37 protein-coding genes are annotated in these 26165 nt (G+C 59.4%); 9 read left to right on the top strand and 28 right to left on the bottom strand.

The genetic code is table 11. The annotated features are described in order from the left end of the window. Nucleotides 1–43: 43 nt before the first annotated feature. The 7 genes from QP324_RS02425 to rpsH form a co-directional block, all read right to left on the bottom strand. Nucleotides 44–532 carry a hypothetical protein gene (locus QP324_RS02425; protein WP_284814278.1) on the bottom strand — a complete coding sequence of 163 codons (489 nt, stop codon included), beginning with the start codon at nucleotides 530–532 and terminating at the stop codon, nucleotides 44–46. Nucleotides 533–774: 242 nt separating this feature from the next. Further along, nucleotides 775–1221 (bottom strand): 50S ribosomal protein L15, encoded by a 447-nt coding sequence (gene rplO, locus QP324_RS02420; protein ID WP_005322777.1) that lies wholly within the window; start codon nucleotides 1219–1221, stop codon nucleotides 775–777. A 3-nt stretch (nucleotides 1222–1224) separates the two neighbouring features. Continuing rightward, nucleotides 1225–1410 (bottom strand): 50S ribosomal protein L30, encoded by a 186-nt coding sequence (gene rpmD / locus QP324_RS02415; protein ID WP_239278110.1) that lies wholly within the window; start codon nucleotides 1408–1410, stop codon nucleotides 1225–1227. A 3-nt stretch (nucleotides 1411–1413) separates the two neighbouring features. Then, nucleotides 1414–2037 (bottom strand): 30S ribosomal protein S5, encoded by a 624-nt coding sequence (gene rpsE / locus QP324_RS02410; protein ID WP_023020586.1) that lies wholly within the window; start codon nucleotides 2035–2037, stop codon nucleotides 1414–1416. 40 nt (nucleotides 2038–2077) lie between these two features. After that, the gene (gene rplR / locus QP324_RS02405; RefSeq protein ID WP_005322788.1) at nucleotides 2078–2479 is read right to left on the bottom strand and encodes a 50S ribosomal protein L18; all 402 of its coding nucleotides are present in this window, start codon (nucleotides 2477–2479) and stop codon (nucleotides 2078–2080) included. A 3-nt stretch (nucleotides 2480–2482) separates the two neighbouring features. Then, the gene (rplF, locus tag QP324_RS02400) at nucleotides 2483–3019 is read right to left on the bottom strand and encodes a 50S ribosomal protein L6 (RefSeq protein ID WP_284814276.1); all 537 of its coding nucleotides are present in this window, start codon (nucleotides 3017–3019) and stop codon (nucleotides 2483–2485) included. Nucleotides 3020–3034: 15 nt separating this feature from the next. Next, complete coding sequence (rpsH, locus tag QP324_RS02395) at nucleotides 3035–3418, bottom strand: 30S ribosomal protein S8 (protein WP_005322799.1); 384 nt, start codon at nucleotides 3416–3418, stop codon at nucleotides 3035–3037. Between the two features lie 355 nt (nucleotides 3419–3773). Here rpsH and QP324_RS02390 point away from each other — a divergent pair, with 355 nt between their 5' ends. Together QP324_RS02390 and fdhD are read left to right on the top strand one after the other, a co-directional pair. Then, the gene (locus tag QP324_RS02390) at nucleotides 3774–4022 is read left to right on the top strand and encodes a DUF6457 domain-containing protein (protein WP_284766008.1); all 249 of its coding nucleotides are present in this window, start codon (nucleotides 3774–3776) and stop codon (nucleotides 4020–4022) included. Next, nucleotides 4022–4840, top strand: a complete 819-nt coding sequence (gene fdhD, locus QP324_RS02385; RefSeq protein ID WP_284766009.1) for a formate dehydrogenase accessory sulfurtransferase FdhD — start codon at nucleotides 4022–4024, stop codon at nucleotides 4838–4840. Before QP324_RS02390 ends, fdhD begins: the two co-directional genes overlap by 1 nt. On the opposite strand, the gene QP324_RS02380 is transcribed toward fdhD, so the two are convergent. After that, nucleotides 4837–5622, bottom strand: coding sequence for a formate/nitrite transporter family protein (locus QP324_RS02380; RefSeq protein ID WP_284814274.1), 786 nt, complete (start codon nucleotides 5620–5622; stop codon nucleotides 4837–4839). The two genes, fdhD and QP324_RS02380, sit on opposite strands and share 4 nt — an antisense overlap. Before the next feature lie 141 nt (nucleotides 5623–5763). On the opposite strand from QP324_RS02380, the gene QP324_RS02375 reads away from it, so the two are divergent. Then, nucleotides 5764–6645 (top strand): hypothetical protein, encoded by an 882-nt coding sequence (locus QP324_RS02375; RefSeq protein ID WP_284814272.1) that lies wholly within the window; start codon nucleotides 5764–5766, stop codon nucleotides 6643–6645. Between the two features lie 108 nt (nucleotides 6646–6753). On the opposite strand, the gene rplE is transcribed toward QP324_RS02375, so the two are convergent. From rplE to rplN, 3 genes are read right to left on the bottom strand one after another with little or no spacing between them, the layout of a single operon-like run. After that, nucleotides 6754–7305 (bottom strand): 50S ribosomal protein L5, encoded by a 552-nt coding sequence (gene rplE, locus QP324_RS02370; RefSeq protein ID WP_005322808.1) that lies wholly within the window; start codon nucleotides 7303–7305, stop codon nucleotides 6754–6756. Nucleotides 7306–7307: 2 nt separating this feature from the next. Further along, on the bottom strand, nucleotides 7308–7622 hold the full coding sequence (gene rplX, locus QP324_RS02365; protein WP_023027809.1) for a 50S ribosomal protein L24: 315 nt from the start codon (nucleotides 7620–7622) through the stop codon (nucleotides 7308–7310). 4 nt (nucleotides 7623–7626) lie between these two features. Beyond that, entirely contained in the window at nucleotides 7627–7995 is a 369-nt protein-coding gene (rplN, locus tag QP324_RS02360) for a 50S ribosomal protein L14 (protein WP_049378875.1), read from the bottom strand. 556 nt (nucleotides 7996–8551) lie between these two features. Here rplN and QP324_RS02355 point away from each other — a divergent pair. Beyond that, nucleotides 8552–9481: a hypothetical protein gene (locus QP324_RS02355; RefSeq protein ID WP_239278115.1), complete on the top strand. Its 930-nt coding sequence runs from the start codon at nucleotides 8552–8554 to the stop codon at nucleotides 9479–9481. Nucleotides 9482–9761: 280 nt separating this feature from the next. On the opposite strand, the gene QP324_RS02350 is transcribed toward QP324_RS02355, so the two are convergent. Then, complete coding sequence (locus QP324_RS02350; protein WP_284814270.1) at nucleotides 9762–11783, bottom strand: sucrose-specific PTS transporter subunit IIBC; 2022 nt, start codon at nucleotides 11781–11783, stop codon at nucleotides 9762–9764. Between the two features lie 133 nt (nucleotides 11784–11916). Beyond that, on the bottom strand, nucleotides 11917–13125 hold the full coding sequence (locus QP324_RS02345; RefSeq protein WP_284814268.1) for a glycoside hydrolase family 32 protein: 1209 nt from the start codon (nucleotides 13123–13125) through the stop codon (nucleotides 11917–11919). Nucleotides 13126–13145: 20 nt separating this feature from the next. On the opposite strand from QP324_RS02345, the gene QP324_RS02340 reads away from it, so the two are divergent. Both QP324_RS02340 and QP324_RS02335 read left to right on the top strand, forming a co-directional pair. Continuing rightward, nucleotides 13146–14030 (top strand): carbohydrate kinase, encoded by an 885-nt coding sequence (locus tag QP324_RS02340; protein WP_239278118.1) that lies wholly within the window; start codon nucleotides 13146–13148, stop codon nucleotides 14028–14030. Continuing rightward, nucleotides 14027–14419, top strand: a complete 393-nt coding sequence (locus QP324_RS02335; protein ID WP_239278119.1) for a multidrug transporter — start codon at nucleotides 14027–14029, stop codon at nucleotides 14417–14419. Before QP324_RS02340 ends, QP324_RS02335 begins: the two co-directional genes overlap by 4 nt. Nucleotides 14420–14455: 36 nt before the next feature. On the opposite strand, the gene QP324_RS02330 is transcribed toward QP324_RS02335, so the two are convergent. The 4 genes from QP324_RS02330 to QP324_RS02315 form a co-directional block, all read right to left on the bottom strand. Then, complete coding sequence (locus QP324_RS02330; protein ID WP_239278174.1) at nucleotides 14456–15298, bottom strand: ABC transporter ATP-binding protein; 843 nt, start codon at nucleotides 15296–15298, stop codon at nucleotides 14456–14458. A gap of 84 nt (nucleotides 15299–15382) precedes the next feature. Continuing rightward, nucleotides 15383–16417 (bottom strand): iron chelate uptake ABC transporter family permease subunit, encoded by a 1035-nt coding sequence (locus QP324_RS02325; protein ID WP_239278120.1) that lies wholly within the window; start codon nucleotides 16415–16417, stop codon nucleotides 15383–15385. A 3-nt stretch (nucleotides 16418–16420) separates the two neighbouring features. After that, nucleotides 16421–17506: an iron ABC transporter permease gene (locus QP324_RS02320; RefSeq protein WP_284814265.1), complete on the bottom strand. Its 1086-nt coding sequence runs from the start codon at nucleotides 17504–17506 to the stop codon at nucleotides 16421–16423. Beyond that, entirely contained in the window at nucleotides 17507–18454 is a 948-nt protein-coding gene (locus QP324_RS02315) for an ABC transporter substrate-binding protein (protein ID WP_239278122.1), read from the bottom strand. A gap of 129 nt (nucleotides 18455–18583) precedes the next feature. Here QP324_RS02315 and QP324_RS02310 point away from each other — a divergent pair, with 129 nt between their 5' ends. Then, complete coding sequence (locus QP324_RS02310) at nucleotides 18584–19378, top strand: siderophore-interacting protein (RefSeq protein WP_284814263.1); 795 nt, start codon at nucleotides 18584–18586, stop codon at nucleotides 19376–19378. Nucleotides 19379–19450: 72 nt separating this feature from the next. Here QP324_RS02310 and rpsQ read toward each other — a convergent pair whose 3' ends face one another. The 11 genes from rpsQ to rpsJ are packed head-to-tail and all read right to left on the bottom strand — an operon-like array spanning nucleotide 19451 to nucleotide 24612. After that, nucleotides 19451–19759 carry a 30S ribosomal protein S17 gene (rpsQ, locus tag QP324_RS02305; RefSeq protein WP_049378865.1) on the bottom strand — a complete coding sequence of 103 codons (309 nt, stop codon included), beginning with the start codon at nucleotides 19757–19759 and terminating at the stop codon, nucleotides 19451–19453. 2 nt (nucleotides 19760–19761) lie between these two features. Beyond that, complete coding sequence (rpmC, locus tag QP324_RS02300) at nucleotides 19762–19992, bottom strand: 50S ribosomal protein L29 (RefSeq protein ID WP_005322842.1); 231 nt, start codon at nucleotides 19990–19992, stop codon at nucleotides 19762–19764. After that, nucleotides 19992–20408 (bottom strand): 50S ribosomal protein L16, encoded by a 417-nt coding sequence (rplP, locus tag QP324_RS02295; RefSeq protein ID WP_005322843.1) that lies wholly within the window; start codon nucleotides 20406–20408, stop codon nucleotides 19992–19994. Before rplP ends, rpmC begins: the two co-directional genes overlap by 1 nt. Nucleotides 20409–20411: 3 nt before the next feature. After that, nucleotides 20412–21155, bottom strand: coding sequence for a 30S ribosomal protein S3 (gene rpsC, locus QP324_RS02290; protein ID WP_023027807.1), 744 nt, complete (start codon nucleotides 21153–21155; stop codon nucleotides 20412–20414). Beyond that, nucleotides 21155–21517 (bottom strand): 50S ribosomal protein L22, encoded by a 363-nt coding sequence (gene rplV / locus QP324_RS02285; RefSeq protein ID WP_005276938.1) that lies wholly within the window; start codon nucleotides 21515–21517, stop codon nucleotides 21155–21157. The genes rpsC and rplV overlap by 1 nt, the downstream gene beginning before the upstream one ends. A gap of 3 nt (nucleotides 21518–21520) precedes the next feature. After that, complete coding sequence (gene rpsS / locus QP324_RS02280) at nucleotides 21521–21799, bottom strand: 30S ribosomal protein S19 (protein WP_005276936.1); 279 nt, start codon at nucleotides 21797–21799, stop codon at nucleotides 21521–21523. A 13-nt stretch (nucleotides 21800–21812) separates the two neighbouring features. Next, the gene (gene rplB, locus QP324_RS02275; RefSeq protein WP_204610252.1) at nucleotides 21813–22649 is read right to left on the bottom strand and encodes a 50S ribosomal protein L2; all 837 of its coding nucleotides are present in this window, start codon (nucleotides 22647–22649) and stop codon (nucleotides 21813–21815) included. Between the two features lie 25 nt (nucleotides 22650–22674). Next, nucleotides 22675–22977: a 50S ribosomal protein L23 gene (gene rplW / locus QP324_RS02270; RefSeq protein WP_005322846.1), complete on the bottom strand. Its 303-nt coding sequence runs from the start codon at nucleotides 22975–22977 to the stop codon at nucleotides 22675–22677. Beyond that, nucleotides 22977–23630, bottom strand: a complete 654-nt coding sequence (gene rplD, locus QP324_RS02265; protein WP_005322847.1) for a 50S ribosomal protein L4 — start codon at nucleotides 23628–23630, stop codon at nucleotides 22977–22979. The genes rplW and rplD overlap by 1 nt, the downstream gene beginning before the upstream one ends. Further along, complete coding sequence (gene rplC, locus QP324_RS02260) at nucleotides 23627–24283, bottom strand: 50S ribosomal protein L3 (protein WP_238800390.1); 657 nt, start codon at nucleotides 24281–24283, stop codon at nucleotides 23627–23629. The genes rplD and rplC overlap by 4 nt, the downstream gene beginning before the upstream one ends. A 23-nt stretch (nucleotides 24284–24306) precedes the next feature. Further along, entirely contained in the window at nucleotides 24307–24612 is a 306-nt protein-coding gene (gene rpsJ / locus QP324_RS02255) for a 30S ribosomal protein S10 (RefSeq protein WP_003848085.1), read from the bottom strand. Nucleotides 24613–25330: 718 nt separating this feature from the next. Here rpsJ and QP324_RS02250 point away from each other — a divergent pair. Continuing rightward, nucleotides 25331–25810 (top strand): Asp23/Gls24 family envelope stress response protein, encoded by a 480-nt coding sequence (locus tag QP324_RS02250; RefSeq protein ID WP_284814261.1) that lies wholly within the window; start codon nucleotides 25331–25333, stop codon nucleotides 25808–25810. A gap of 5 nt (nucleotides 25811–25815) precedes the next feature. Further along, complete coding sequence (locus QP324_RS02245; protein ID WP_049378862.1) at nucleotides 25816–26163, top strand: hypothetical protein; 348 nt, start codon at nucleotides 25816–25818, stop codon at nucleotides 26161–26163. The last annotated feature ends 2 nt before the right edge of the window (nucleotides 26164–26165 follow it).

Genomic DNA, 26165 nt, shown 5'->3' with positions numbered 1-26165 from the left:
TCCACCCTCCTTTTTCGTCCCAAAGTCTCGGGACATTCGCGCTTTAGTAGGCAGTGGTGATGTTGTCGTAGCCGTTGATCTTCAGGGCGTCCATGACGCGCTGCACAGCTGCCTCATCCTTCTCCGGGTTGTAAGTCTCCGGGAAGGTCAGGTGAGCAGAGTGATCGTCCTTAAACTCGATGTTCATGAACTCGTGGCCGGCCTCCTGGGTAGCAAGCGCCAGCTCGCGCTGCACGGCCAGCTTACCGCTCTGCAGGTTGCCACCGTTGAACCCTGGATCGACCTCTTCGGCACCCTCTGCGTCACCGTTGATGACGTCTTCCTTGTCACCGGTGATACGGCCCTTCTCAGCGTGGGCGCCCGGCTGCTGGTCCTGCGCAGGCTGCTCACCAGCCTCGACCGGTGCGGTCTGGGCGTTCTCAGCAGGATCCGGCTGGGAGAGCTGTTCTTGGGCATCGACCGGGCCGGTAGAGCCAGCAAATGGCATGATGGCAGCAACTGCGGTTGCGAGCAGGGAAGAAACAGACGACATAAGAAGCTCCTTAACGTTAGATGATTTTCAACTAAGGACGACTGTAACACTCGTGAATATATATCGCTATACCACTAACCTTATTTATTTATAAAGCTTTGCTGTCAACAATGTTCACTGCCGAGTGCTGGCATTCGCCCCGCCCAACTATTCGCGCCAACCCCGGTGCGTCCGTCATAAAGCACTAAAAATCCCCCTGCCCCGCGTGTGCGGAGAGGGGGATGAAATCTACCTAGAGGAGATTACTTGGTGTTGGCGGAACCGCCAGCAGCCTCGATCTTCTCAACAGCAGACTTGGAGAACTTGTCAGCGGTGACGTTCAACTTAACGTTGATGTCACCGTTGCCCAGAACCTTGACCGGCTTGTTAGCGCGGACCAGGCCGGCAGCTGCGATGTCAGCAACGGTGATGTCGCCGCCATCTGCGAACTTCTCAGCCAGGTCAGCTACGTTAACTACCTGGTACTCAACATGGTTCGGGTTCTTGAAGCCCTTCAACTTAGGCAGACGCATGTGGATCGGCATCTGGCCACCCTCGAAAGCAGCGGAAACCTGCTTACGAGCACCGGTGCCCTTGGTACCGCGACCAGCGGTCTTACCCTTGGATGCCTCACCGCGGCCGACGCGGGTCTTAGGCTTGTTTGCTCCTGCGGTTGGGCGCAGGTCGTGCAGCTTGATGATATCAGCCATGGTTTACTCCCCTGCCACTTCTTCGACGGTGACCAGGTGGCGAACCTTGTGAACCATACCGCGAACGATCGGGGTGTCCTGCTTAACTACGGAGTGACCGATGCGCTTGAGACCAAGAGCCTCAATGTTCTTGCGGTGGTTCGGCTTGGTGCCCACCAGGCCCTTTACCTGTGTAATCTTCAGAGCCATTGCTTATGCCTCCTGACCTGCGCGCTTGCGCAGCATACGGGCCGGGGTGACCTCTTCGATGGACTTGCCACGACGTGCGGCAACCTCTTCAGGGCGGACCAGCTGCTTGAGGCCGTCCACGGTAGCGCGGACGACGTTGAGTGCATTGTCGGAGCCCAGGGACTTCGACAGGATGTCCTGCACGCCAGCGCATTCGAGCACTGGACGAGCAGCACCACCAGCGATAACACCGGTACCAGGTGCGGCAGGCTTCATCATGACGATGCCAGCTGCGTCGCGACCCTCAACCGGGTGGGTGATGGTGCCGGCAATCATCGGAACGCGGAAGAAGTTCTTGCGAGCCTCTTCAGCACCCTTCTGGATTGCGGCTGGGACTTCCTTGGCCTTGCCGTAGCCAACGCCAACCTGACCCTGGCCGTCACCTACGACGACGAGGGCGGTGAAGGACATGTTGCGGCCACCCTTAACGGTCTTGGAGACGCGGTTGATGGTCACAACGCGCTCGATGTACTTATCGCGCTCGTTGTCCTGGTGGTTACGACGATCGTTGCGGCGGCCGTTGCCACCGCGGTTGTTCTTGTTGTTCTCGGCGGAGCGTCCGCCGTCACGCTGTTCACGGTCCGACATTAGGCGTTCCTTCCGTTGATGTTTCCGTTGACGATGATCATTAGAACTTCAGACCACCTTCACGTGCGGCGTCAGCCAGCGCAGCGACGCGGCCGTGGTACTTGTAGCCTGCGCGGTCAAATACGACGTGCTCGATGCCAGCGGCCTTAGCGCGCTCGGCAACCAACTCGCCTACCTTGGCAGCCTTGGCCTTCTTATCGCCCTCGAGTGCACGAACGTCCGCCTCCATGGAGGATGCGGAGACCAGGGTGTGGCCTGCCAGGTCGTCGATGACCTGCACGTGCATGTGACGGGAGGAGCGGTGAAGAACCAGACGCGGTGCCTCAGGGGTGCCACGCAGAGTCTTACGGATACGGAAGTGACGGCGTGCGCGTGCTTCGCGACGACGAGAGGAAATGTCCTTGCCGACTGGAGTGCGCTTGGTGTTTTCAGTGTTTGCCATTGCTTACTTACCCGTCTTTCCGACCTTGCGACGGATCTGCTCGCCCTCGTAGCGAATACCCTTGCCCTTGTAAGGATCGTCCTTACGCAGACGACGGATATTAGCGGCGATCTGTCCGACTAGTTGCTTGTCAATACCGGTAATGGACAGCTTGGTTGCGCCGTCCACTGCGAAGGTAATTCCCTCCGGAGCCTCGATGAGGATCGGGTGGGAGTAGCCCAGGCTGAATTCCAGGTCCTTACCCTTCTGCTGAACACGGTAGCCAACACCGAAGATTTCCATCTTGATGGTGTAGCCCTCGGTCACGCCAACAACGGCGTTGTTCAGCAGGGAGCGGGACAGACCGTGCAGGGCACGGTGCTTGCGGTGGTCATCAGGGCGGGAGACGGACAGTACGCCGTCTTCCAGGTTGATGGCGATAGGCTCTGGAACGTTAACGCTCTGGGTACCCTTAGGGCCCTTCACCTGAACGTCTTGGCCGTTGATCTTGATTTCGACGCCGTTCGGTACGGCGATTGGTGCTAGACCGACTCGAGACATGTGTCAAACCTCCCTTTACCAGACGTAGGCGAGAACTTCTCCGCCTACGCCCTTCTCCTCAGCCTGACGGTCAGTCAGCACGCCGTGGGACGTGGAAATGATAGCCACGCCCAGGCCGCCCAAGACCTGTGGCAGTTCGGTGGACTTTGCGTACACACGCAGACCCGGCTTAGACACGCGACGCAGGCCAGACAGGGAGCGCTCGCGGTTGTTGTACTTCAGCTCGAGGGACAGGGTGTGGCCCTCGACGGTGTAGTCAGCGATGTAGCCTTCCTGCTTCAAGATGTCGGCAATGTTTGCCTTCAGCTTGGAGGTAGGCATCGACACGGTGTCATGGTGCGCATTACTTGCGTTGCGCACGCGCGACAGCATGTCGGCAATAGGATCAGTCATAGTCATATGAGTGACCGTGTACCTTTCTCGTTGCGGTTCCCGTGCTCACCAAAGCGTTCTCCGTGTGATTTCGGGCTACTCACGCTCCCTACGGTCAATACCGTAAGGCGCTCGCCACCCTTTGATTCAGACAACGGTCCGCTATCTACGGCGAGGGGCCTACAACAAAGTTGATGTTCAGTTCTTGCATCGGCTCAGCGCTTTCTGCAGCTCAGCGTGCCAAAATCCACAATGATTGGGGCACGCCAACGCCTCGGCGCAAGCACGAGGTACTATGCTACGCCATAACCTGCGGTTTTCCAAATAGTCTTGTGCCTTCATTAGAGTCGAGACCAGCACGAACGTGAATAAGGAGATGGTGATGAGCCAAACACACGAGGACCCCATCCAATCCGCACACGAGTGGCTCGAAGAAGCCGCCCGTCACCTCGGCCTCGATCCCCAGGAGGCGACCGCACTCACCCGCGAAATCCTGGACCTCACCAAGGACGTCGCGCACAAGCGCTCCCGCCCCGCGGCCCCACTTACTGCCTTCCTCGTGGGACTAGCTTCCGGCAACGCAGAGGAAGCCCGCAGCAATATCGATGTCCTGAAGCAGGAGCTGCAGTAATGGCCGGCCGCAAGAACTCTACTTTTGCCGTCACCAAGGTCCGCCTGGGAGATGGCCTGCAGGTCGATACCCGCGCCGATACCGTCGCCGGCGAGGAGCCCCTGGAAATCCGCGCGGGCGGCCAGACCATCACCACCACCATGCGCACTCCCGGCCATGACATTGAGCTGGCGCATGGATTCTTGCATTCAGAGGGCCATATTGCTTCGCTTAGCGACGTCACCGAGGCCCGCTACTGCGCCGGCGCCACCGTCAACGGCATGAATACCTACAACCTGCTCGACATCGATCTGGCGAAGAAGAATGTGCTGGATCTGAGCGATCTTCGGTTGACCACCACAAATTCTGCCTGCGGAGTATGCGGCACCTCTTCTATCGAGGCTTTGACTAAGCAGACCCGCTACCCGATTCCGCATATACCAGTGGACCCCTATGTCGTCGCCAAGCTGCCAGACAAGCTTCGGGCCGAGCAGAAGCAATTTAAAAAGACCGGCGGCATCCACGCCGCCGGTGCGTTCACCTTAGACGGTGAACCGGTAGTCATCCGCGAGGACATCGGCCGTCACAATGCCGCAGATAAGGTCATCGGCCACCTCCTATTAGAGGAACGACTCCCCGCCGATGACCTCATTTTGGTGATGAGCTCGCGCGCCAGCTTCGAGCTCGTCCAAAAGGCTACGATGGCCGGCTTTGGCATGCTGGTTGCCGTCAGCGCCGCCTCCTCCCTGGCCGTAGAAACGGCCCGCGAAACCGGCATGGCGCTCGTCGGCTTCGCCCGCGGCGACCGCTTTAATCTGTATTCCGGCGAGCTCGCCTAATCGCGGTAGGCCTCCGGCCCGCGGTTAAGCCAGGCGTATACGCCGCCAACCAATAGGCCGCCACCGATGAAGTTGCCGATCCATACCAGGATCCAATTGAGAGCTACGTTGCCGGCGGTCAGAGTTGCAGGCACCGGATCGGAGGCGAATAGCGTGATGCTAAACAGACAGAAGTTCGCGATAACGTGCTCCAAGCCCAACGCTACAAAGGCTCCGATAATCGGGATGATGACAAAGAACTTTGAATCCGCATCCTTGGCAAAGATGGCACCGACGATGCCCATGTTGACCACGAAGTTCGCGGCGATGGCCTCTACCAGCATGCCCTGCGGGGACTTGATGAGCTTGCCTTCAGAAACCGTCACCAGCAGGTGCGAAGGATCCAAGTCAGCAAATTTGGCGGACATCGCCATAATGGCGGCAAAGATGATCGCCCCCACCAGGTTGAAAATGGTGGTAATAAGCAGCAAGTAGAGCGCTTTACCCCACCGCACCTGCTTATTGCTGGCGGCATAGACCATGTACATCATGTTGCCGGTAGCCAGATCCGCACCCAAGAGCAAAATGGCGAATAGGCCGACTCCAAAAAACAGGGCAAAAGCCACAGCCCCCAAACCCGGCGCAACGCCATTGACAGCTTGGCCTACCACACCGGCGAAGGCGGTACCGATGCACAAGTATACGCCGGCCAAAGTAGCACGAACTGCAAAGCGAGCGAAGGATTCATCTAATAAGGTGACCTTCTTGACAGCCGCCGCCTTTGCGGAATCATTGAGAGACATCTTCTACCTCATTAATTAGAGCGAATTAAATCCCTCTAATCTTATCGTGGCCACCTGTTTCCGAGCCAATTCCGGGTATGCGCGCCCTTTCGTTGTAAGCTAGAGCTTTCCTATAACCCTTAATTTCTCTTCGGAGGTCGCATGGATTCCCACTACCGGCCGCGGAGGGAACCGAATCGGCTTCCCGCTCATGGGCGCCGGAGCGTTCCATCGCGATCCGACCGCACAGATGCTGATCGCCAGTGGCGCCAGACCGAAACGCGCACCCGCCAACAACAGCGCCGCCGCCCACCGCGCCGCATTGAGGACACATCGCTTCCCCGGCACCGCCGCAAACCCACCCTGTGGGAGCGGATCAAAAGGGCATGGAAGTCCTCTGGCATCCTTCGGGTGGTTATCGGCATCGTCGCCACCGTGTTACTCGCTAGCACAATTAACCGCGTGGCCAATCCTCCAGAGGGACTAGAGACCAATGAAGTCACCGCAGAAGAGGCGCCTGCCATCGACCCTTCACCTGCGGTCGAGCTCTTCATCCCGGCTATTGAGGTCCATGCCGATTTCCAGGACGGCTCCTGCCGCGTAGTTAACGGCGCCATCAATCCGGATTCCATGAATAAGGCCTGCACCTATACAGCCGAAGACCGTCCTTATTCACTGCCGGGCACGACGGCCCAGGACATCGTAGTCATCGCCGGGCATACGGGTGCGGGCGTGCCAGGCGTATTCAATAACCTCTACGATGGATCCGCCAATGAGCACAAGGTTCATCTGGGAGACAAGCTCTACGTGCGCACCCAAGACTCCGGGCAGAACTGGCTCATCTATACCGCAACTGACCTGCACGACCCTGATAAGCAAGGCCTGTCTGACGACACCTCTATCTGGGGCGAAGGCCCCATGCCCGGCCGCCTACTCACCATCAGTTGTATCCAACCTGCGAATCCGCTGGAGCCAGCGGTGCGCAACGCGGTCGTCGGCTGGCAGTATGAGGGCACCACGCACACAGAGGCCGAAAGCGCTTAAGCCAGGCCCGCACACGCCAGCGCCTGCGCACCTTTGAAATCAAGATGCTCGGTAAAACTAGAAAATCCCAACGCCCCTTCCGGGGAGTTGGGATTTTTAGCGCTCTATTTACTTGAACGGGAAGCCGAGCTCGCGCAGGAGCTTGCGGCCCTCGTCGTCGTTAGTAGCGGTGGTAACGACGGTGATGTCCATACCACGAGGGCGATCGATCTTGTCGATGTCGATCTCGTAGAACATGGACTGCTCGGACAGGCCGAAGGTGTAGTTGCCGTGGCCGTCGAACTGCTGATCAGACAGGCCGCGGAAGTCACGAATACGTGGCAGCGCGATGGTCAGCAGGCGGTCCAGGAACTCCCACATACGGTCGCCGCGCAGGGTAACGCGTGCACCGATAGGCATGCCCTCACGGAGCTTGAAGTTCGCGATGGACTTCTTAGCGCGACGCAGCTGTGGCTTCTGACCGGTAATAGCGGTCAGGTCCTCGAGTGCGCCGTTGATGACCTTGGAGTCACGTGCGGCTTCGCCAACACCCATGTTGACAACAACCTTGGTGACGCCAGGGATCTGCATGACGTTGTCGTACTTGAACTCGTCATTCAGGGACTTGCGGATTTCCTCGCGGTAGCGAGTCTTCAGACGCGGGGTGTAGTTCTCGCTCATTTTTAGATGTCCTTCCCGTTGCTACGCGCGATACGGACCTTCTTGCCGTTCTCGTCGAAACGGTAGCCCACGCGGGTCGGGTTGCCTTCGGAGTCAACGATCGCAACGTTGGACACGTGGATCGGAGCTTCCTGGGTAACGATTCCGCCGGACTCGGCGCCACGCTCGGCAGCAGAGTTTGCGACGTGCTTCTTAATGCGGTTAACGCCCTCAACGAGGACCTTGTCACGCTTTGGGTATGCCTCGATGACCTTGCCCTTCGCGCCCTTATCTGGGCCCGAAATGACGATCACCATATCTCCCTTATGGATCTTCATAAGACTAGATCACCTCCGGTGCGAGAGAAACGATCTTCATGAAACGCTTGTCACGAAGTTCGCGAGCAACCGGTCCGAAGATACGGGTACCACGAGGCTCGCTATCGCCCTTGAGAACAACTGCAGCGTTCTCGTCAAAGCGAATGTAGGAGCCGTCTGGACGACGGGTTTCCTTCTTCGCACGGACGATAACTGCCTTTACAATGTCGCCTTCCTTGACGTTGCCACCTGGGACAGCGTCCTTGACAGTCGCGACGATGACGTCGCCGATGCCAGCGGAGCGTCGGACAGAGCCGCCGAGAACGCGGATGCACAGCAGTTCACGTGCACCAGAGTTGTCGGCGACGCGCAGACGCGATTCTTGCTGAATCACTATGGGTCTCCTGACCTGGATTGATGTGCGGTAAGATTTCCGTCCTTGCCACACGCGGTCTACAAACTTACGATGCTCAAGCCTTTACAACGGACTGTGCCGAAGGGTCTCGGACCGGCGGTTCGGAAACGCACCGCTACGGGCCGACCAGCTTTTGCAACCTATACATTCAACCACACGTCAGCGCCCATACCAAAACACCGCTTGGCGCTTGCCGACACCCCTCTCTTCCCAATTTATTTTCGCGAACACCCCCACTTACCCCTTGGCCCCTAATTTCGAATGCAGCGACACGCATACATGACAAAGTTGACCGTACTATCTGCACTTACATACAACATCACACCGACCCTTAGTGCAATTTTAGCCACACAGCTGTTCTATTTTTCTAGGTTTTCCACAGTCGTAACGCATGAAAATTACAGTTAACTGCCGTTTTTCGCGTGACAACTGTGAACCTTGTGACTATTGTGATTGGCGTCGAGAACGACTCATATCTTTTGGCGCGTACCTCCACCGGATGCGCGTGACAACACATTCCCTTAAGGAGAACCACATGAAGCGTTTGCCACAGACTCTGACCGCTGCAGCACTGACCGGCGCTCTCGCCTTCGGCGGCGCAGCTGTTGCCCAGGCTCAGGAAGACAAGATTGAAGATAAGCCAGTTGCTGAAATGCCAAACGGTGACAGCAATGCTGAAGGCATCCCGGATCCAGAGTCCGTGACTCTGGACGGCGTTGAATACTTCAAGGACGGTGACACCTACAAGTCCCGTCCGGAGTTCGGCGCTCCGGTTGAGCTGTCCAAGGAACAGGCATTGGCCGCCCGCGACAAGCAGGCCGAGGAACTTACCGCGGACCAGCCCGAAGAAGCTCCCGCAGGTGAGCAGGTTACCGACGCCGAAGGTGACGAAGGCAACGAAGGTGTCCCGGCTCCGGCCACCAAGAAGGACGCTGAGGGCAACGAGTGGTACCAGAGCCTGAAGGATCCGGCCGTCTACGTAAACGACCCGGCTAAGGTGAACGAAGAGATCACCGACGAGATGCGCGAAGCTTATGCAAAGGCATTCCCGTCTGAGGCTCCGGAGAAGCCAGAGTTCGACAAGAAGAAGCTGGCTTGGTTGGCACTTCCGGCAGCGCTGGTTATCGGTGGCATCACTTGGTACCTGTCCCAGGACGGCAAGACCTACGTCAAGGACGAGGCACGCAAGGGCCAGGAGCCAACCGCTGAGGAGAAGGCTGCTTCCGAGCAGATGCTGAACGCCAACAAGGATGAGGTTCTTGCTCAGGGCGGCAAGCTGGCCGAGGGCGACGCTGCTCAGGCTGGCGCACCGGCTGCACCGGCTGCTGGCGAGGGCACCGCTTCCGTTCGCGGCATGGCCGCTGAGACCGGCTCCAACTCCGTTGCACAGGCTCTGGCTGCTCTGGCCGTAGCTGCAATGGTTGCTGCTGGCGCCTTCGCTGCACGCCGCAAGTTCTTCGCTTAAGAAAGAACTCCCCTACTGAGTAGGGGCTGAAACTGAGACTGGCTGTGCCGGTCGGACTTCGGTCCGGCCGGCACAGCTTTTTGTATGCCTGACTAAAACTTCGGTCACGCAGAATCAAGGGCCCATCCGAGTAAAGGCCGATCTGATCAGGCTGAATTGAGGCGGGAAAGGCCGATCTGAGGAGTGGTTTTCCTCAGATCGGCCTGATCACTATGGACCTAATGGGATGGCCCTAAGATGATGGGCTCGAGAGCCCACCGTTTGCTTTCAGAGATGCATACTAGGACGCGGCTTCGGAAGCCGGCGAGGCTGTCTGTGCAGGTACTGCGGCGGGCTTGGGGTCCACGGTGAAGATATCGGTGCCGGAGCCAATGAGCTCGCCGGGGCGGAAGGCCTCGGTAGGGATCACCGGGCCGGTCTTCTTTGAATTGGAGACAACCACCGGGGTGGTCACAGGAAGGCCGGCGGCCTTAATGGCCTCGATGTCGAATTCGGCGAGGACATCGCCCCGCTTGACCTCATCGCCCTTGTTTACGTGGGAGGTGAAGTGCTCGCCTTTGAGGTTTACCGTATCGAAGCCAATATGCATGAGGATATCGATATTGCCCACTGCCGGGTCCTTGGTGCGGATGGCGTAGGCGTGGTGGGAGGGGAAGGTGACGGTGACTTTGCCGTCGGCAGGCGCAACCAGTTTCCCCACGGTCGGCTCGATTGCCACGCCTTGGCCCAGCTTGCCGCCGGCAAACATAGGATCGCTGACCTGAGACAGTGGCACGGCGGTGCCCTCCAATGGGGAGAAGATGGTGCAGGCATCCTCGGCTGCTACCGCAGCTGGGGTGGCAGCGGCGGCTTGAGCCTCGGCTGCCGGAGGATTCACCTCATCCGGATCAATGGAGCCATTCTTGCGGATGAGCACGCGGCCGTAGAGGTAGGCGCCCACAAAGGCAATCACGAAAGAGATGACACCACACAGGAGGAAGGTCGGAACGAAGCGGGGGACGGAGACGAAGCCGATGAAGCCGGCGGCACCGAGGGCATCGGCAAGCACGCCAAAGATGGCGATGAAGGCCGAAGAAACAGCGGAAGCGGCCATGCCGATATAGAACGGCCAGCGCAGGCGAAGGTTTACGCCGAAGATAGCGGGCTCAGTAATACCGAACAGGGCAGAAATGCCGGAGGCACCGGCCAAGCCCTTGAGCTTTTCGGAGCGGGCCAGGAAGTACACGGCGAGCGCGACACCCCCCTGGGCGATATTGGCCATGGAGGCGATGGGGAAAATAAAGGAGCCGCCCTCATTCCACAACATCGTCTCAATCGGCGGGAAGGATTGGTGCAGACCGGTAATCACGATCGGCGAGTAAGCGAGGCCGAAGAGGAAACCGGCGACAGGACCGGCAAAGTCATAGAGGTTGGCCAAGCCCATGCCAAGCCACTCGCCGGCCGTGCGCAGGATGGGCCCCAGGCCCATAAAAGTAACAAAGCCGGTAATAAGCAGCGTGAGCAGCGGGGTAAGCATGAAGTCCACCGTGCCCTTGAGGTGCTTGTGCAGGAATTTCTCCAAGGTGGCGAGGATCCACGAAATCACCAGGATGGGAAGGATGGAGCCTTGGTATCCGGCCTGGGCGACGTCGAAGCCAAAGATATTCCAGTAGGACATCTCACCGTTATCGATGGCCTCAGCTACGTTGTAGCCGCTGACCAAATCGGGCATGACCATCGCCATGGCCATGCCGGCGCCGAGGAATTCATTGCCGCCAAAGCGTTTCGTCGCGGTAAAGCCGACGAGGATGGGCAGGAAGGCAAAGGGCGCAGAAGCAAGCAGATTAACCAGACCGGCGAAGCCTTCCCAGGCGGGGAACATCTCGATGACGGATTGATCGCCGAATAGACCCTCGGCGGTCAAGACGTTGTTGAGTGCCATGAGCAGACCGCCACCAAGCAAGATGGGGATGAGCGGCACGAAGATATCCGCCAGCACCTTGACCGCACGGCTAAACCAATTGCCGGATTCGGCAGCGATGTCTTTCAGACGGTCAGTGGATACAGCCACGTCCTTGGAAATGAGCTTGGTCATTTCCTGGAAGACGATATTGACGTCACCAGGACCGACGATGACCTGGAACATGCCGCCGGCCTCAAAGGTGCCCTTGAGGTCCGGGTCATTATCCAGCGCGGCGGTATCCACCTTGTCCGAGTCCTGCAGCACCATGCGCAGGCGCGTGGCACAGTGTGCGAGTGCGATGATGTTGTCTTCGCCGCCCAGCGCCTTGAGTGTGCGGGCGGCTACCTCCTTGTGGTCCATAGAAGAGCCCTTCAGTGTAACGGATCACATCCAAATACCGGACGTGACTGCTTATTTCCATTACAGCTGGGATTCGGACCTAAGTCCACACATTCGGGCGGAGTGTTGGCAACTTCACCGATTCCGGGTACACCTAGCCGCGCGGCTCCCATCCCTGCCAGGGGGACTCGCCGAAAACTGCGAAAGAGGCGGCGATGCGACCGCCTCCGGCGTAGACCTCAACGGCGCAGCCATCGGCAATCAGGCGCATTTCACCATCCGGGCAACCGATGGGATCGCCGCCGTTAAAGGCAATGGTCCCGTCGCGTTGGGTGACGCGGAAGGCTTCGTCCCCGGCGGCGTCGATAAGAGCAAAGGAACCCTCGCCCTTGATATCGATGGTGGAGCCAAAACCTTCGCGCCCGTGAGTCTCCGGCAACGCGGACCACAGCGGCTCCTGATGCAGGTAGTTATCCTCCAGCCAGATGCGGCGCGGCAGGGTCAAGGTGTGCACCCAGCCTTGCGTCGGGGTGTCATCTTGTGCGGGCTTGCCCATCCACCCCAGCAGGATGCCATCCTCAGTGGCCTGCGGCGCATAGAACTGGGTGCCATGGTCCAAGAGGGTAAAGCCGCGCTCGATATGGAAGTCTAAGCCATCCAGCGTGCCCACGATATATCCGCAGCGATTCGTTTTTGCCTGGGGGCAGAAGATGAGCACCTGCTTGTCCCCTACCGTGAGGAGATTAGGACACTCCCACATATATCCGCCCGGCAGTTGGGAAGGGTCATCGAAGGCAATCTCGCCCTGAAATTCCCACTGCGCTAAGTCCTGGGAGCGGTACATAACAATGGTGCCACGCTCATCTTCGGTTTGGGCGCCGATGACCATCCGCCAGCCGTCCCCGTCGCGGGTAATCTGCGGGTCGCGGAAGTGGCCCGTAAATCCCTCCGGGGAGTCCGGAATCAGGGGATTATTCTCGTCGCGGAGGTAGATGCCACCCTCCGGGCCCGAAGGATCGATGGCCCGCACGCGGTTCTGGGACGGAATGCGGCGGCCGTCCTCCTTCAGGTTGCCCGTATAGAACAGCCAGACGTCGGTTCCATCCACCACCGCGCCGCCCGAGTAGCAGCCGTCCTTGTCATAAGGCAGATCTGGATACAAAGCATCCGGGTGATGCTGCCACGGCGTGGGAGCCGATACGCTCGCCGTCGCATGCCCCCAGCCCGTGCGCTTGGGCTTGCGGGGAAAGGCCGGGTCGTGCTGGTAGTACACGTGGAGGGTATCGCCATCCACAAAGACGCCATTGGGATCATTGAGGCGGCCTTGCGGCGGGGCCAGGTGAAAATTGGGACGGTAGTTCATATCACCGATACTATGAAAATATGACTATTCATGTGTGCGGCGAAGGCCTGGTGGACCTAGTCCCCGTGGCCCCTGGCAGCTTGAACGACCACACCCCGGCGCTGGGCGGCGGACCATTTAACGTGGCCATCGCGGCGGCACGACTGGGCGCCGATGTGGAATTCCAGTCCCGTATCTCCACCGATGGTTTTGGACAAGAACTTGTCGGCCGCCTCGAGGCCGAGGGTGTCACCACCACGCACCTGCAGCGCGGCGATGAACCCACCACGCTTGCCGTGACGACCATCCACGAGGATGGCTCGGCCTCCTATAACTTCTATATCGAGGGCACGGCCGACCGCCTGGTCGAGCCACAGCTGGTCCCGGCCGATATCGCCTGCTTCGGCACGGTCTCCCTCGCCCTTGAGCCGGGGGCCTCCCGCTATGCGCAACTTCTGAAGGACTTTGCCGCGCAGGGAACCCTGGTCGCCCTCGACCCGAATATCCGACCCTTCTATGCCACTGCGGAGCACCGCGAGTTCTTAACGGAGCTTCTCCCCTACGTGACTTTGTTGAAGCTTTCTGATGAAGAGGTCGAGTTCCTGGGCGACGACCTCATCTCCCAGGTACCCGTTGTAATAGTTACCCGCGGCGGGGAGGGGCTTAGCGTGCGCGCGGGCGATACCACCCTTTCGGTGCCGGCCGCGCAAGTAACCGTCTCCGATACCATCGGTGCCGGCGACACCATCATGGCCGCCCTGCTGACCCAGATTGATGAACGCGGGCTCGACGCCGCCGCCCTTGTTGCCCTGGATCCGGCGCAGTGGAAAGACATCTTGTCCTTCGCCGTGGCTGCCGCCGGCATCACCGTCTCCCGCAAGGGCGCCAATCCCCCGCGCCGCGAGGAAGTAGAGGCTTCGCTATGACCTACACCAAGCGCACTCTGTGGCTGCACGCCGCGCTCTTTGTCCTGGCGTTTCTCGCGTTCATTTTGCCGGTGGTCTTTGGCACCTCCGCTCTGCTGCCGGTCTGGCTCACTGGCGGCTTGAGCTTGGGCATTGCTGCCTGCGCGCTTGTCGACGCCGCCTATAAATTCTTCGCCCCTACCTCCCCTCGTAGCCTCCGCCTGCTCTCTGGTCTTGCCGGCCTCGTTCTGCTCATCGGCTGGGGCATCTGGGTCTATATCTACGGCAATATGGCCGCCGTAGGCACAGGCTCCTATCGAATCGGCACCTTTTTGCTCGGCGCGGGAAGCGTGCTCAATCTTTTTGTAGTGGCAATTTCCTTTCTAGATGTACAACGAAAGGTCAAGTAAAGCCTCTGGCACACAGCCACCATTGTCAGGTCTTCACTAATGCGCCGCTACGACGCGGCGGGGAACGATAATGGGGGCATCGCCAAGCGGATCCTCCCAGGCCTCAGCCTCGATGCCATAGGCCTGCGCCAATACCTTCGGCGACAGCGCTTGTTTCGGTGCCCCACGAGCGATGATATCGCCGGATTTCATCACCACCATGGAATCAGAATAGTGGCCCGCCAGCATGAGGTCGTGCAGGACTACAACCACTGTTTTTCCCGCCTGCGCCTGTGCGCGTGTCAACTCCAACATGCGCATGGCATGGGCGGGGTCGAGAAAGGTCGTGGGTTCGTCGAGAAGCAGCACAGGCGTATCTTGTGCCAGTGCCAACGCCAGCCAGACGCGTTGGCGCTGCCCACCCGATAGCGAAGCGATATCACGATCGAGGAAGTCCACAATGTCGGTAGCCTCGCAGGCCTGCGCAATGATCTCCCGGTCCGTCGCGGAAAGGCCGCGCATCCTCCCCTGATAGGGATGACGCCCGCGCGCGACCAACTCACCCACCCGCAGCTCATCGGGGGCCACGGGGTGCTGTGGCAGCAGCGCCACCTGCTGCGCGGCATCCTTCGCGGACATGGCGTGTAGGTCAACTTCCCCGACCATGACGCTGCCCTGCCGCGGGGCCAGGATTTTCGAGAGAGTTTTCAGCAGCGTGGACTTGCCGCAGCCATTCGGCCCAATGAGCGTGGTAACTTCGCCGGCGCGGGCGTGCAGATCAACGCCGGCAAGGATATCCTCGCCATCCTTATATCCCGCATGAATGCCGGTGGCGTGGAGGCTGCACCGAGGCTTCGGGCTCGTGGTCTGTTTAGGCTGATTAGGCCGATTATCCTTCATTTCTTTTCCTTCATCCACGTCTGACTGTCTAGCACCATCTGGCACCGTGCTTATCCGTTCCCCTGCTGTGCCGCGGCACAACGTTTAGCTGCGCCCGGCCGCATTCCACACCAATATCACCAAGGCGCAGCCACCAATGACCGAGGAAACCGCACCCACCGGTGCATTTACCGGGATAGCGCCAGCGATCACAGCACACACGGTCAGTAATGCGGCACCCGCGGCTGCCGATGCCAGCGGCGATGGCGTGGGGGTGCGCGCCACCATCCGCGCCAGGTGCGGCGCCAACAGCGCGATAAACCCAATGGGCCCCACCACCGAGACCACCACGGCGCTGATACCGGTTGCCGCAATAAGCAGGAGGGCGCGCTGGCGGGCGATGTTCACGCCCAGGGTGGTTGCGGAGGAATCATCATGGGCAAGCAGCGGCAGCTCCCGCGCGCACCAGATGCCGATGGCGAGAAACGGCGCTAATGCCACCAGGAGGGGGAGGATGACCTCCATGTGCACAAATCCAGTCGATCCTGCGAGCCAAGTCTGCGCCTCCGCAGCGCGCAGGATCTGGGCGCTGCGCATTAAATACGCGACGAGGGCGTTAAACATCAGCGATAACGCAATACCGATGATGACGATGCGGTTGCTCGTACCGATGCCACCCAGAACAGCGAGGAGGATGACAACGAGGAGGGCGCCGATCATCGCCAAGCATGCCCGCCACCAAAACTCCGGGATACCCTCGGCGAAACTGGGGCGCGAATGCACGGTGCCCAAGACCACCAGCACCGACGCCCCGCCGGTAACGCCTAAAATATCCGGGGAGGCCAGCGGGTTACGAGCCATGGTTTGCGTCCAAGAACCGGCCAAGCCGAGGGCGGCACCCACGATAACGGTGGCGATGGCAACCGGCAGGCGCAAGTCCCACACCACCCTGATGTGGTTCTTGCTGCCGCCTCCGGTGAGGACATCGATAACCTGCCGCGGACTCAATGCCATGGGACCTTGCCCCAGTAACACTAGGTACGCGCCAAGAGCGATGAGGATGAATGCCAGCGTGGAAGCGAGCACGCGCACGTGCCGGCGGCGTTGTTGAGCTTTTAAAATAGTGCTGATTGCGGTCATGCTTTACTGCCCCCATGCTCTGCCCACGCCGCGGTGAGCACCCCAAATGAGGAAAGGTGCGCCCACTATCGCGAGGACGATCGACATCTCCAGCTCCGAGTTACCCGCAATGAGGCGGCCGGTGATATCGGCGCCAAGTACGGCACAACCGCCCAAGAGCGCAGAGGGCAAAAGCAAGGTGGCAACGCTAGGGCCCACCACCCTCCGCACGATGTGGGGAATGGCAAAACCGACGAAGGCAATGGGACCCGTTGCTGCCGTTGCGCTGCCAGCCAACACCACGACGCTGAGCGCCGCGCCTACCCGCGCGGTAGTGGGGGACCCACCTAAGGCGAGGGAGGACTCCTCCCCCATTGCCAGAAGGTCGAGGGGTCTAGCCACCATCGCCGCACACGCTACGCCAATAACTAGCCCTATGCCCGCGATCGCGACATCTTCTGGGCCGCGGCCGAAGGTCGAGCCGATAGTCCACCGCCGCATGCTATCGAGGACGTCCGTGGAATATAGACCGATGATCATCGCGCCCGATCCCAAAGCTGCGGAGACGCCGGCGCCCACCAGAATGAGCGTCAGGGGATCCTCAAACCGCCGCGATACGGCTAAGACCAGCAGCGTAGTAATACCCGCGCCAGCGAGCGCGAGGGCGGTCCGCATACTGGTGGAGGTAGCAATGCCAATGGCCGTGCCTAAGGCAACGAAGAAGGACGCGCCCGCGGTAACACCAATAAATCCTGGATCCGCTAGCGGGTTTCTGGTCCACGATTGCGCCAGCACACCTGCCACAGCAAGGGCCGCGCCGGCGAAATAAGCCAAGAAGGTGCGCGGCATGCGCAGGTTCCACACGATATCGCGGATATCCTGCTCCCCTGCCCCGTGCAGGGCAGCGATAACCTCCTCGGGCAGAATCGAGCGGGAGCCCACCGCCAAAGACACCACCGCCAACACCAGGCTGGCGAGGATGAAGGCGACAAGGAGCATCTTATGACTCTGTGCCTGCGCCACTACCGTTGCGGGGGTGCCGGTGGTCGTAGGACTATCTGCTGCGGAATCCGACTGGATTTGTTGGCCGTCCATCGTGGTTGCTGACAATTACAGTTTCTCTTCAAATTTATCTACTGCCCAGGGGATGGTCACCGGGTTGGGCATACTCATGGCATTGCCGGTATCGGTATCCAAGTAGCGCACGCGACCATCCTTGACAATGTCGAGGCCTTGGAAGGTCTTATCCTTCTTCAAGACATCGGAGGAGCCGTTGTAGTCCAGGACAAAGAGGTAATCAACCTGGTTAAGCTTCGCGTAGTTTTCTGGGGCAATGTCGACGAAGAAGCTGCCTCCATCGCCCTGCAATGCATCGGGGATCTCCATGCCAAGGTTCTCGATAAATTGTCCACGCCCATCCTCCTCGGTGTATAGGCCAATTTTGCCGTCATAAGGCATGACGATGGCCGCAGACTTATCCTGCAATTCCGCGTGCTCGTGGCGGAATTCCTCGAAGGCCTTTTCGGTGTCATCGATAAGCTTATCGCCTTCGTCTTTTTTACCCACCGCATCCGCGATGGTTTCTACCTGCTTTTCCCAGGGCACCTGCCAGTCTTCATAGCCGTTCGGCTTAACGGTGGTAGGCGCGATTTCTTCCAGGGCTCCCTTCGTTCGTGCATCCACCGCCTGGTTCACCGCAATGATCTGGGTGGGGTCAGCCGCGGTGACCTGCTCAAAGGTATCGGCGGTAAATCCGGTTGCGGTATTATAAATCACCTCAGGCTTTGCCTCGCCCAAAAGTTCCTCTGCCCAGGGGCCGACGCCAGAAGGGTCGCCATCGCCCTCAGCCCCCCACGGCGCCACCGTTACGGGAGTGATCCCCAAGGCAAGCAGCGTGTCGGCATCACCTAGACCCAGGCTAGCCACGCGCTGCTCGCTGGCAGCGTCGGTCGCCTGAGCTGTTTCATCGCCCTCACCACGCGAGCAACCGCCTAAAGCTAAGGCTCCGGCGGAAAACATTGCTACTGCGCCCATGGTGCGACGGCCGAAAATCTTCATGAGGTTAAGCCTTTCAATAAAGGAGGAAAATAGCCTTGCTTACCTTATAACGCATAGGCACGATTAGGCAAGGCTAAACTAAAATAGTAATTTTTTAGACACATGAACCCTTCTCTACAATCGGCCCCAATGTCTGCGCACGAACTCATCCCCGTTACTTTGACCGCCAATAAACGCATCAGTCCGCGCTTGCACCGGCTCACGTTCTACGCCGAGGCTTTCCGGACATACACTCTCTCCGGTCCCGATGAATTCTTTGGACTCGTCATGCCCCGAGCTGAACAAGAATTTACCCCCTTCCCCGTCGACGGCATAAACCTCCGCTCGGCTGTGAGCGCGATCGACGAGGAGAGGCGGCCGGACCTGCGCTGGTACACCATCCGCGCGCTCCACTCGGAGGAGGCCACAGTCGATGTCGACGTGGTGACACACGGTGATTCAGGACCTGGCTCGCGGTGGATTCGCCGCGCACAAGCCGGCGATACGGCAGGATTCTTTACCTGCAACGAACTCTGGCGGCCAACCGAGAAGCCACAACTTCTAGTCGCCGACGCATCCGCCCTGCCCGCGCTGCGGCACATTTTGGCCTACCAAGAAGATCATAACCCGGAAATGCTTCGGGCCACCGACGTTATGGCCGTGGTTACCAGCAACGACGAGGTAGAACCAGGCCTCGCAGCTAGATGGGAGGCGAGCGTACGCAGCCTGCAGATTATTCATACCCAACCGCACGAGGAGGCGGAGGCTGTCGTTGCCGCCCTGAGAGCGGACTATGCTGGTGCGCCGAGGCCAGGGTACGTATGGGCTTCCGGCGAGGGGAGGCTAGCAAAAAGCGTGCGAGGCCTCGCGGTGAATGAATGGGGCCTAGACACCACCGACGTCACGTGGGTTCCCTACTGGTTTTATGGCAGGGCCCGGCCGTAAAGAAGTCCTAAAAAGGCGAAGGCCCCCACCCCGAACCCTAAGGTTCGGAGCAGGGGCTGCGCTGGCTAGTTTTTACTTAGCCTTCTCGATGATCTCAACGAGACGGAAGTGCTTGTCCTTGGACAGCGGGCGGGTCTCAGCGATCCGTACGAGATCGCCAATGCCTGCGGTTTCTTCCTCATCATGTACCTTAACCTTCTTGTTAGAGCGCATGATCTTGCCGTACAGGGCGTGCTGCTTGCGGTCTTCCAGCTCGACAACGATGGTCTTGGTCATCTTGTCGGATACTACATAGCCGGTGCGAACCTTAGGAGCGCCCTTGACCTTCTCCTTCTTCGGAGTAGGTGCCTTCTTGGAATCAGTCACGTTAGCCTCACTCATGATTAAGCCTCAGCTCCCGGAGCAACGGACAGGCCCAGCTCGCGCTCGCGCAGAACGGTGTAGATGCGGGCAATGTCGCGCTTAACCGTGCCGATGCGGCGGTTGTTGGTCAGCTGGCCGGTGGCCTTCTGGAAACGGAGGTTGAACAGTTCTTCCTTCGCATCCTTCAGGCGGGACTGCAGCTCAGCGTTGTCGAGCTCACGGAACTCGTGGGCGGGGGTACCGGTTGCCATTAGAACTGGTCCTCCTTCTTGATGATGCGGACCTTGCAAGGAAGCTTCTGGCCTGCACGGCGCAGAGCCTCAATAGCAACGGCCTCGGTTGGGTAGCTCATCTCGAAAAGTACGCGGCCTGGCTTAACATTAGCCACCCACTTCTCGACCGGGCCCTTACCGGAACCCATACGAACGCCGAGCGGCTTCTGGGTCAACGGACGGTCCGGGAAGATGTTGATCCACACCTTGCCACCACGCTTGACGTGGCGGTTGATGGCAATACGTGCGGCCTCAATCTGACGGTTGGTGATGTACGCCGGCTCGAGAGCCTGGATAGCGTAATCGCCGAAGTTGATGCGGTTACCGCCCTTGGACACGCCGCGACGGTTCGGGCGGTGCTGACGGCGGTACTTAACACGCTTAGGAATCAGCATGGATTAGCCCTCCTGCTTCTGCTGTGCACGCTGGCGGCGCTGGCCACCGCGGCGGGAGCGACCATTGCGGTCACGACCACGGCCCTGTGCCGGAGCGTTCAGTTCGGACTCGCGTACGCCACCGACGACGTCACCCTTGTAGATCCACACCTTGATGCCGATGCGGCCAAAGGTGGTGTGGGCCTCTGCGGTGCCGTAGTCGATTTCGGCGCGAAGAGTGTGCAGCGGAACGCGACCCTCGTGGTAGCGCTCAACGCGGGACATTTCTGCACCGCCCAGGCGGCCGGACAGCAGAATCTTGATGCCCTTAACCTGTGGCTGGCGCATAGCGGACTGGATAGCCTTGCGCATTGCACGACGGAATGCGACACGGTTAACCAGCTGCTCCGCGATGGAGTGAGCAACCAGGGTTGCGTTTGCGTCTACCTGCTTGACCTCGAGGATGTTGAGAGCAACCATCTTGCCGGTGAGCTTTTCCAGCTCGCGGCGGATGCGGTCAGCCTCAGCACCGCGGCGGCCAATCACGATGCCCGGGCGGGCGGTGTGAATGTCCACGCGGACGCGGTCGCGGGTGCGCTCGATAACGACGTCGGCGATGCCGGCGCGCTCGAGGCCCTTGTTGAGGTAGTTACGAATCTTGATGTCTTCGGCTACGTAGTTCGCGTAGTCCTTATCGGCGAACCAGTGGGTCTTCCAGTCGGAAGTGATGCCCAAACGTAGGCCGTGAGGATGGATCTTCTGGCCCATTACTTGGCCCCTTCCTGCTGGCTTTCGACAACCACGGTGATGTGGCTGGTGCGCTTACGAATCATGAATGCACGACCCTGTGCACGCGGCTGGAAACGACGCATGGTCGGACCCTCGTTGGCATAAGCCTCGGAGATGACCAGCGTGCGTGGGTCGAGGCCGAAGTTGTTCTCAGCGTTAGCGGCTGCAGAAGCAACGACCTTTGCAACTGGCTTGGAAGCACCCTGCGGTGCGTACTTCAGGATAGCCAGGGCTTCGCTTACGGACTTGCCGCGGACCAGATCGAGCACGCGACGTGCCTTCATCGGGGTGACGCGGACGTAGCGGGCCGTGGCGGATGCGGAGGTGATGGTCTCACTCATCGCTTATCGACGTCCCTTCTTGTCATCCTTGACGTGACCCTTAAAGGTCTTGGTTGGTGCAAACTCGCCCAGCTTGTGGCCGACCATGGAATCCTCGATGAAAACCGGCACGTGCTTGCGGCCGTCATGGACGGCGAAGGTGTGACCGATGAAATCGGGGAGAATGGTCGAGCGGCGAGACCAGGTCTTGATGACCTGCTTGGTGCCTGCATCGTTCTGAGCATCCACCTTGTTGAGGAGGTGCTCATCGACGAACGGGCCCTTCTTAAGGCTGCGTGGCATTGTTTACCTCCTCTTAGCGCTTCTTGTTCGGGCGACGACGGCGCACGATCATGTTGTTGGAGTAACGGTTCGGGTTGCGGGTGCGACCCTCCTTGTGGCCCCATGGGGACACAGGGTGGCGACCACCCGAGGTCTTACCCTCACCACCACCGTGTGGGTGGTCAACCGGGTTCATAACGACACCGCGGACGGTCGGGCGTACGCCCTTCCAGCGCATACGGCCGGCCTTGCCCCAGCGGATGTTCATCTGCTCGGCATTGCCAACCTCACCAACGGTGGCGCGGCAGCGGATGTCCACACGGCGGATTTCGGAAGACGGCATACGCAGAACTGCGTACTTGCCTTCCTTACCCAGCAGCTGGATGGAAGCACCAGCGGAGCGAGCCAGCTTAGCGCCCGCGCCCGGCTTGAGCTCAACAGCGTGGATGATGGAACCGGTCGGGATGTTACGCAGCGGCAGGTTGTTGCCAACCTTGATATCTGCGTTCGGGCCGGACTCGACGATGGTGCCCTGCTTCAGGCCCTTCGGAGCGATGATGTAGCGCTTCTCGCCATCAACGTAGTGAAGCAGTGCAATGTTTGCGGTGCGGTTCGGGTCGTACTCGATGTGAGCGACCTTTGCCGGGATGCCGTCCTTGTCGTTACGACGGAAGTCGATGAGACGGTAACGGCGCTTGTGGCCACCGCCGATGTGGCGGGTGGTGATGCGGCCGTAGTTGTTACGGCCACCAGTCTTGCTCAGCGGGCGCAGCAGGGACTTCTCCGGAGTAGAACGAGTGATCTCGTCAAACTCAGAAACGGAGGATGCGCGGCGACCCGGAGTTGTCGGCTTGTACTTACGAATAGCCATAATTCTTCCTTACTTCGTCTCCGTCTTAGGCCTGTGCGCCAAAGACGTCGATGGAGTCGCTGCCTTCACGGAGCGTCACGTATGCACGCTTGGTGGACTTACGCTGGCCGTAACCGGTGCGGGTGCGCTTACGCTTACCTGCACGGTTCACGGTGTTCACGGAGTCGACCTTTACGTCAAAGATCTGCTCTACGGCATCTTTAATCTGGGACTTGTTGGAGTCCGTGGAGACGTAGAACGTGTAGACGTTCTGCTCCATCAGACCGTAGGACTTCTCGGATACAACCGGGGCGATGATGATATCGCGTGGGTTAGAAATCTTAGCCATTAGTTCTCCTCCTTATCCGCGCCGGTTGCGCGGTTGATGAAGGTGTGTAGCGCCTCAACGGAGAACACAACGTCATCGGAGTAGAGAACGTCGTAGGTGTTGAGCTGGCCAGCGTCCAGGATCTGAACGTTAGGCAGGTTATTAGCGCTACGACGAGCATTGATGTCCTCGCGGCCGATGACCAGCAGCACGTTCTTGCGCTCGGTCAGGGACTCGAGGAAGGCCTTGGCCGACTTGGTGGACGGCTTCTGGCCCGGTACGAGCTCTTCGATGACGTGGATGCGCTCGTTGCGAGCACGGTCGGACAGTGCACCGAAGAGAGCAGCCTTGATCATCTTCTTAGGGGTGCGCTGTGCGTAGTCGCGTGGCTGTGGGCCATGGACGGTGCCGCCACCGGTGTAGTGCGGTGCGCGGATGGAGCCCTGGCGTGCACGGCCGGTGCCCTTCTGACGGAAAGGCTTGCGACCACCACCGCGGACGTCGCCGCGGGTCTTGGTTGCGTGGGTGCCCTGGCGTGCAGCAGCAAGCTGAGCGTTAACAACCTGGTGCATCAAAGCAATGGATGCCTCGGTGTCAAAGATTTCAGCTGGCAGGTCTACAGAGCCGTTGGTCTTACCCTCGGAAGTGTGGACGTCTAGCTTGAGGTTGCTCATGCGTGTGCACCGCCCTTCACTGCGGTCTTAACGGTGACGAGGCCGCCGCGCGCACCAGGGATAGCACCCTTGATGAGCAGCAGGTTGGACTCGGCATCGATTTTCTGAATCTTCAGGTTCTGGGTGGTCACGCGGTCGTGGCCCATACGGCCAGCCATGCGCTTGCCCTTGAAGACGCGGCCCGGGGTAGCAGCGCCGCCGATGCCGCCAACGCGGCGGTGAGCGGCCTGGTTACCGTGAGCTGCGCCCTGGCCTGCGAAGCCGTGGCGCTTCATGGCGCCGGCGTAGCCGTGGCCCTTGGTCTTGCCGGTGACGTCAACGAAAGAGATGCCTTCGAAGATGTCAACCTTGACCTCTTGGCCAACCTCGTAGGCAGAGGTGTCGTCCATGCGGATTTCCGCAACGTGACGGCGCGGGGTTACGCCAGCCTTCTTGAAGTGTCCACCAACCGGCTTGTTTGCCTTGCGTGGGTCAATTTCGCCAAAGGCGATCTGGATGGCGCTGTAGCCATCGGTTTCGGGGGTGCGAATCTGGGTGACAACGCATGGCCCTGCCTCGACGACGGTAACCGGCACAACGCGGTTGTCCTCGTCGAAGACCTGGGTCATGCCGAGCTTCTTGCCCAGAATGCCCTTGATCTCGTTTTCACTCATTATTTGTTCTCCACCAAAGTCGCTTACTGGATGTTCACGTCGACGCTTGCCGGAAGATCGATGCGCATAAGAGCATCAACGGTCTTCGGGGTTGGGTCGAGAATGTCGATCAGGCGCTTGTGAGTGCGCATCTCGAAGTGCTCGCGAGAGTCCTTGTACTTGTGCGGAGAACGAATAACTGCGTATACGTTCTTCTCAGTTGGGAGCGGCACTGGGCCAACTACACGAGCACCGGTACGGGTAACGGTCTCGACGATCTTCTTTGCAGAAGCGTCGATAGCCTCGTGGTCATAGGCCTTCAGCCGAATGCGGATTTTTTGTCCCGCCACGCTTATCCTCTTCCTCGCTTCCCCACTTTCACATTCCCGGCGTTTCCGGGGCGTGAAGCGGTGGGAAATTGCTTCTCGATTTCTCTATAACGTTGTCCGGGCTTGGGGCCTGACACAACGCCAGTGGTCTGACTGCCATGACGACCAAGAGTTGCGGTACATGGCAAGTGCCAGAACGCAGTGCTCTCGACGGGGTACAAGACCCGTAGTCAAAGTATTGTGAAGAGGACGGTTTTCACGCATTACACGTGGTGAGTGTCCAATTCGTCTACTGCCGCTGTTTATTTGCCATGCCCCTTCTCCGGTCCATCTTCTCGGGGTGTCACTGCTCTAACGCGGACCTAGCCCGATTGGATGACCTTCCAGTCAATGCTTCAGGTTTTCCTGAAGCATGGCGACAACGAAGGTGTCATGTTCGCTTTACCAGCTCAGCGTCTCCCCGAGACTCACGCTTGGCGACGTCCGCCGCCATTACCGAATCCCGGTTCTCACTGCCCTGTTAAAGCAACCTTTGTATTTAAGCACGTTGGGCTGCGGTTTTTCAAGCCGCGCATTAAACCGTGCCAAAAATCACGTTTTGGAAAATTTTGTTGCCTCGCACCCCACACTCGCTTGCGAAGTATCTATGCTCGGAGGCATTGGCTGTGGACTCTTTGTCCTGCCTAGATAGTTGAATATCGCGTTCATACATCACCCAAAAAGAAAGGCACACTCGTCCATGTCTGAAAACAAGACTCCTGCACACAACACCGACAACCAGGTTCCTGCCTCCGAGGAGCGCGAGGTCAATAACAACCTGGAAACCCAGTACGGCACCACCACCATCGATGATGTCGTGGTGTCCAAGATTGCCGGTATCGCTGCCCGCGAGGTTTCCGGCGTGGATTCCCTGGGTGGCGGCGGCGCTCGCATGATCGGCAATATCCGCGAGTCCTTCGGTGCTTCTGAAGACGTCCGCCAGGGCGTGGACGTAGAGGTAGCAGACGGGAGCGCTCGCATCGAGATTGCCATCACCGCTGAGTACGGCGTGGCCATCCACGAGCTCGCCGAGGCCATCCGCCGCAACATCATGAATGCCGTTGAGCGCATGACCGGCCTGAGCGTCGAGCGCGTCAACGTTGTTGTTCACGACGTTAAGCTGCCGAAGGAAGAGGCCGAGCCTGAGGATCAGGCGGCTTTGAACCAGGGTCAGGCTTAAGCCCAATGCCTGAGCCCCGAGCACGTTTCGAGCTCGAGGTAAGCCACGCCCGCGCTATTGCGGAGGCAGTCCAGAAGGTGCGCGGCGTCGCCGCGCTCGACGGCGGTTCGTTCGGTTCGGTCAGTTTGTACCTACCGGGCGAGCGCATCGTCGGCATGCGCCGGCCCGACCCACGCGATGATCGCCACCTGCAGATCAATATTCGCGTTGATATCAGCGCCGCGCCGGACCTTTATGCCTTGGCAGAAGATATTCGGTCCGCCGCCCGTGGGGCTTGTCCCGAACTGCAGCGCATTGACGTTGAGTTTTCTGACGCCGTAGATGGCTTATCCGCTGCTCCATCGAAGGAATAGAT

This window comes from Corynebacterium sp. UMB0012 (assembly GCF_030216265.1).
Lineage (GTDB): Bacteria > Actinomycetota > Actinomycetes > Mycobacteriales > Mycobacteriaceae > Corynebacterium.
Note: the sequence above shows the minus strand (reverse complement) of the source record. Positions and strands in the feature narration are given on the sequence as shown.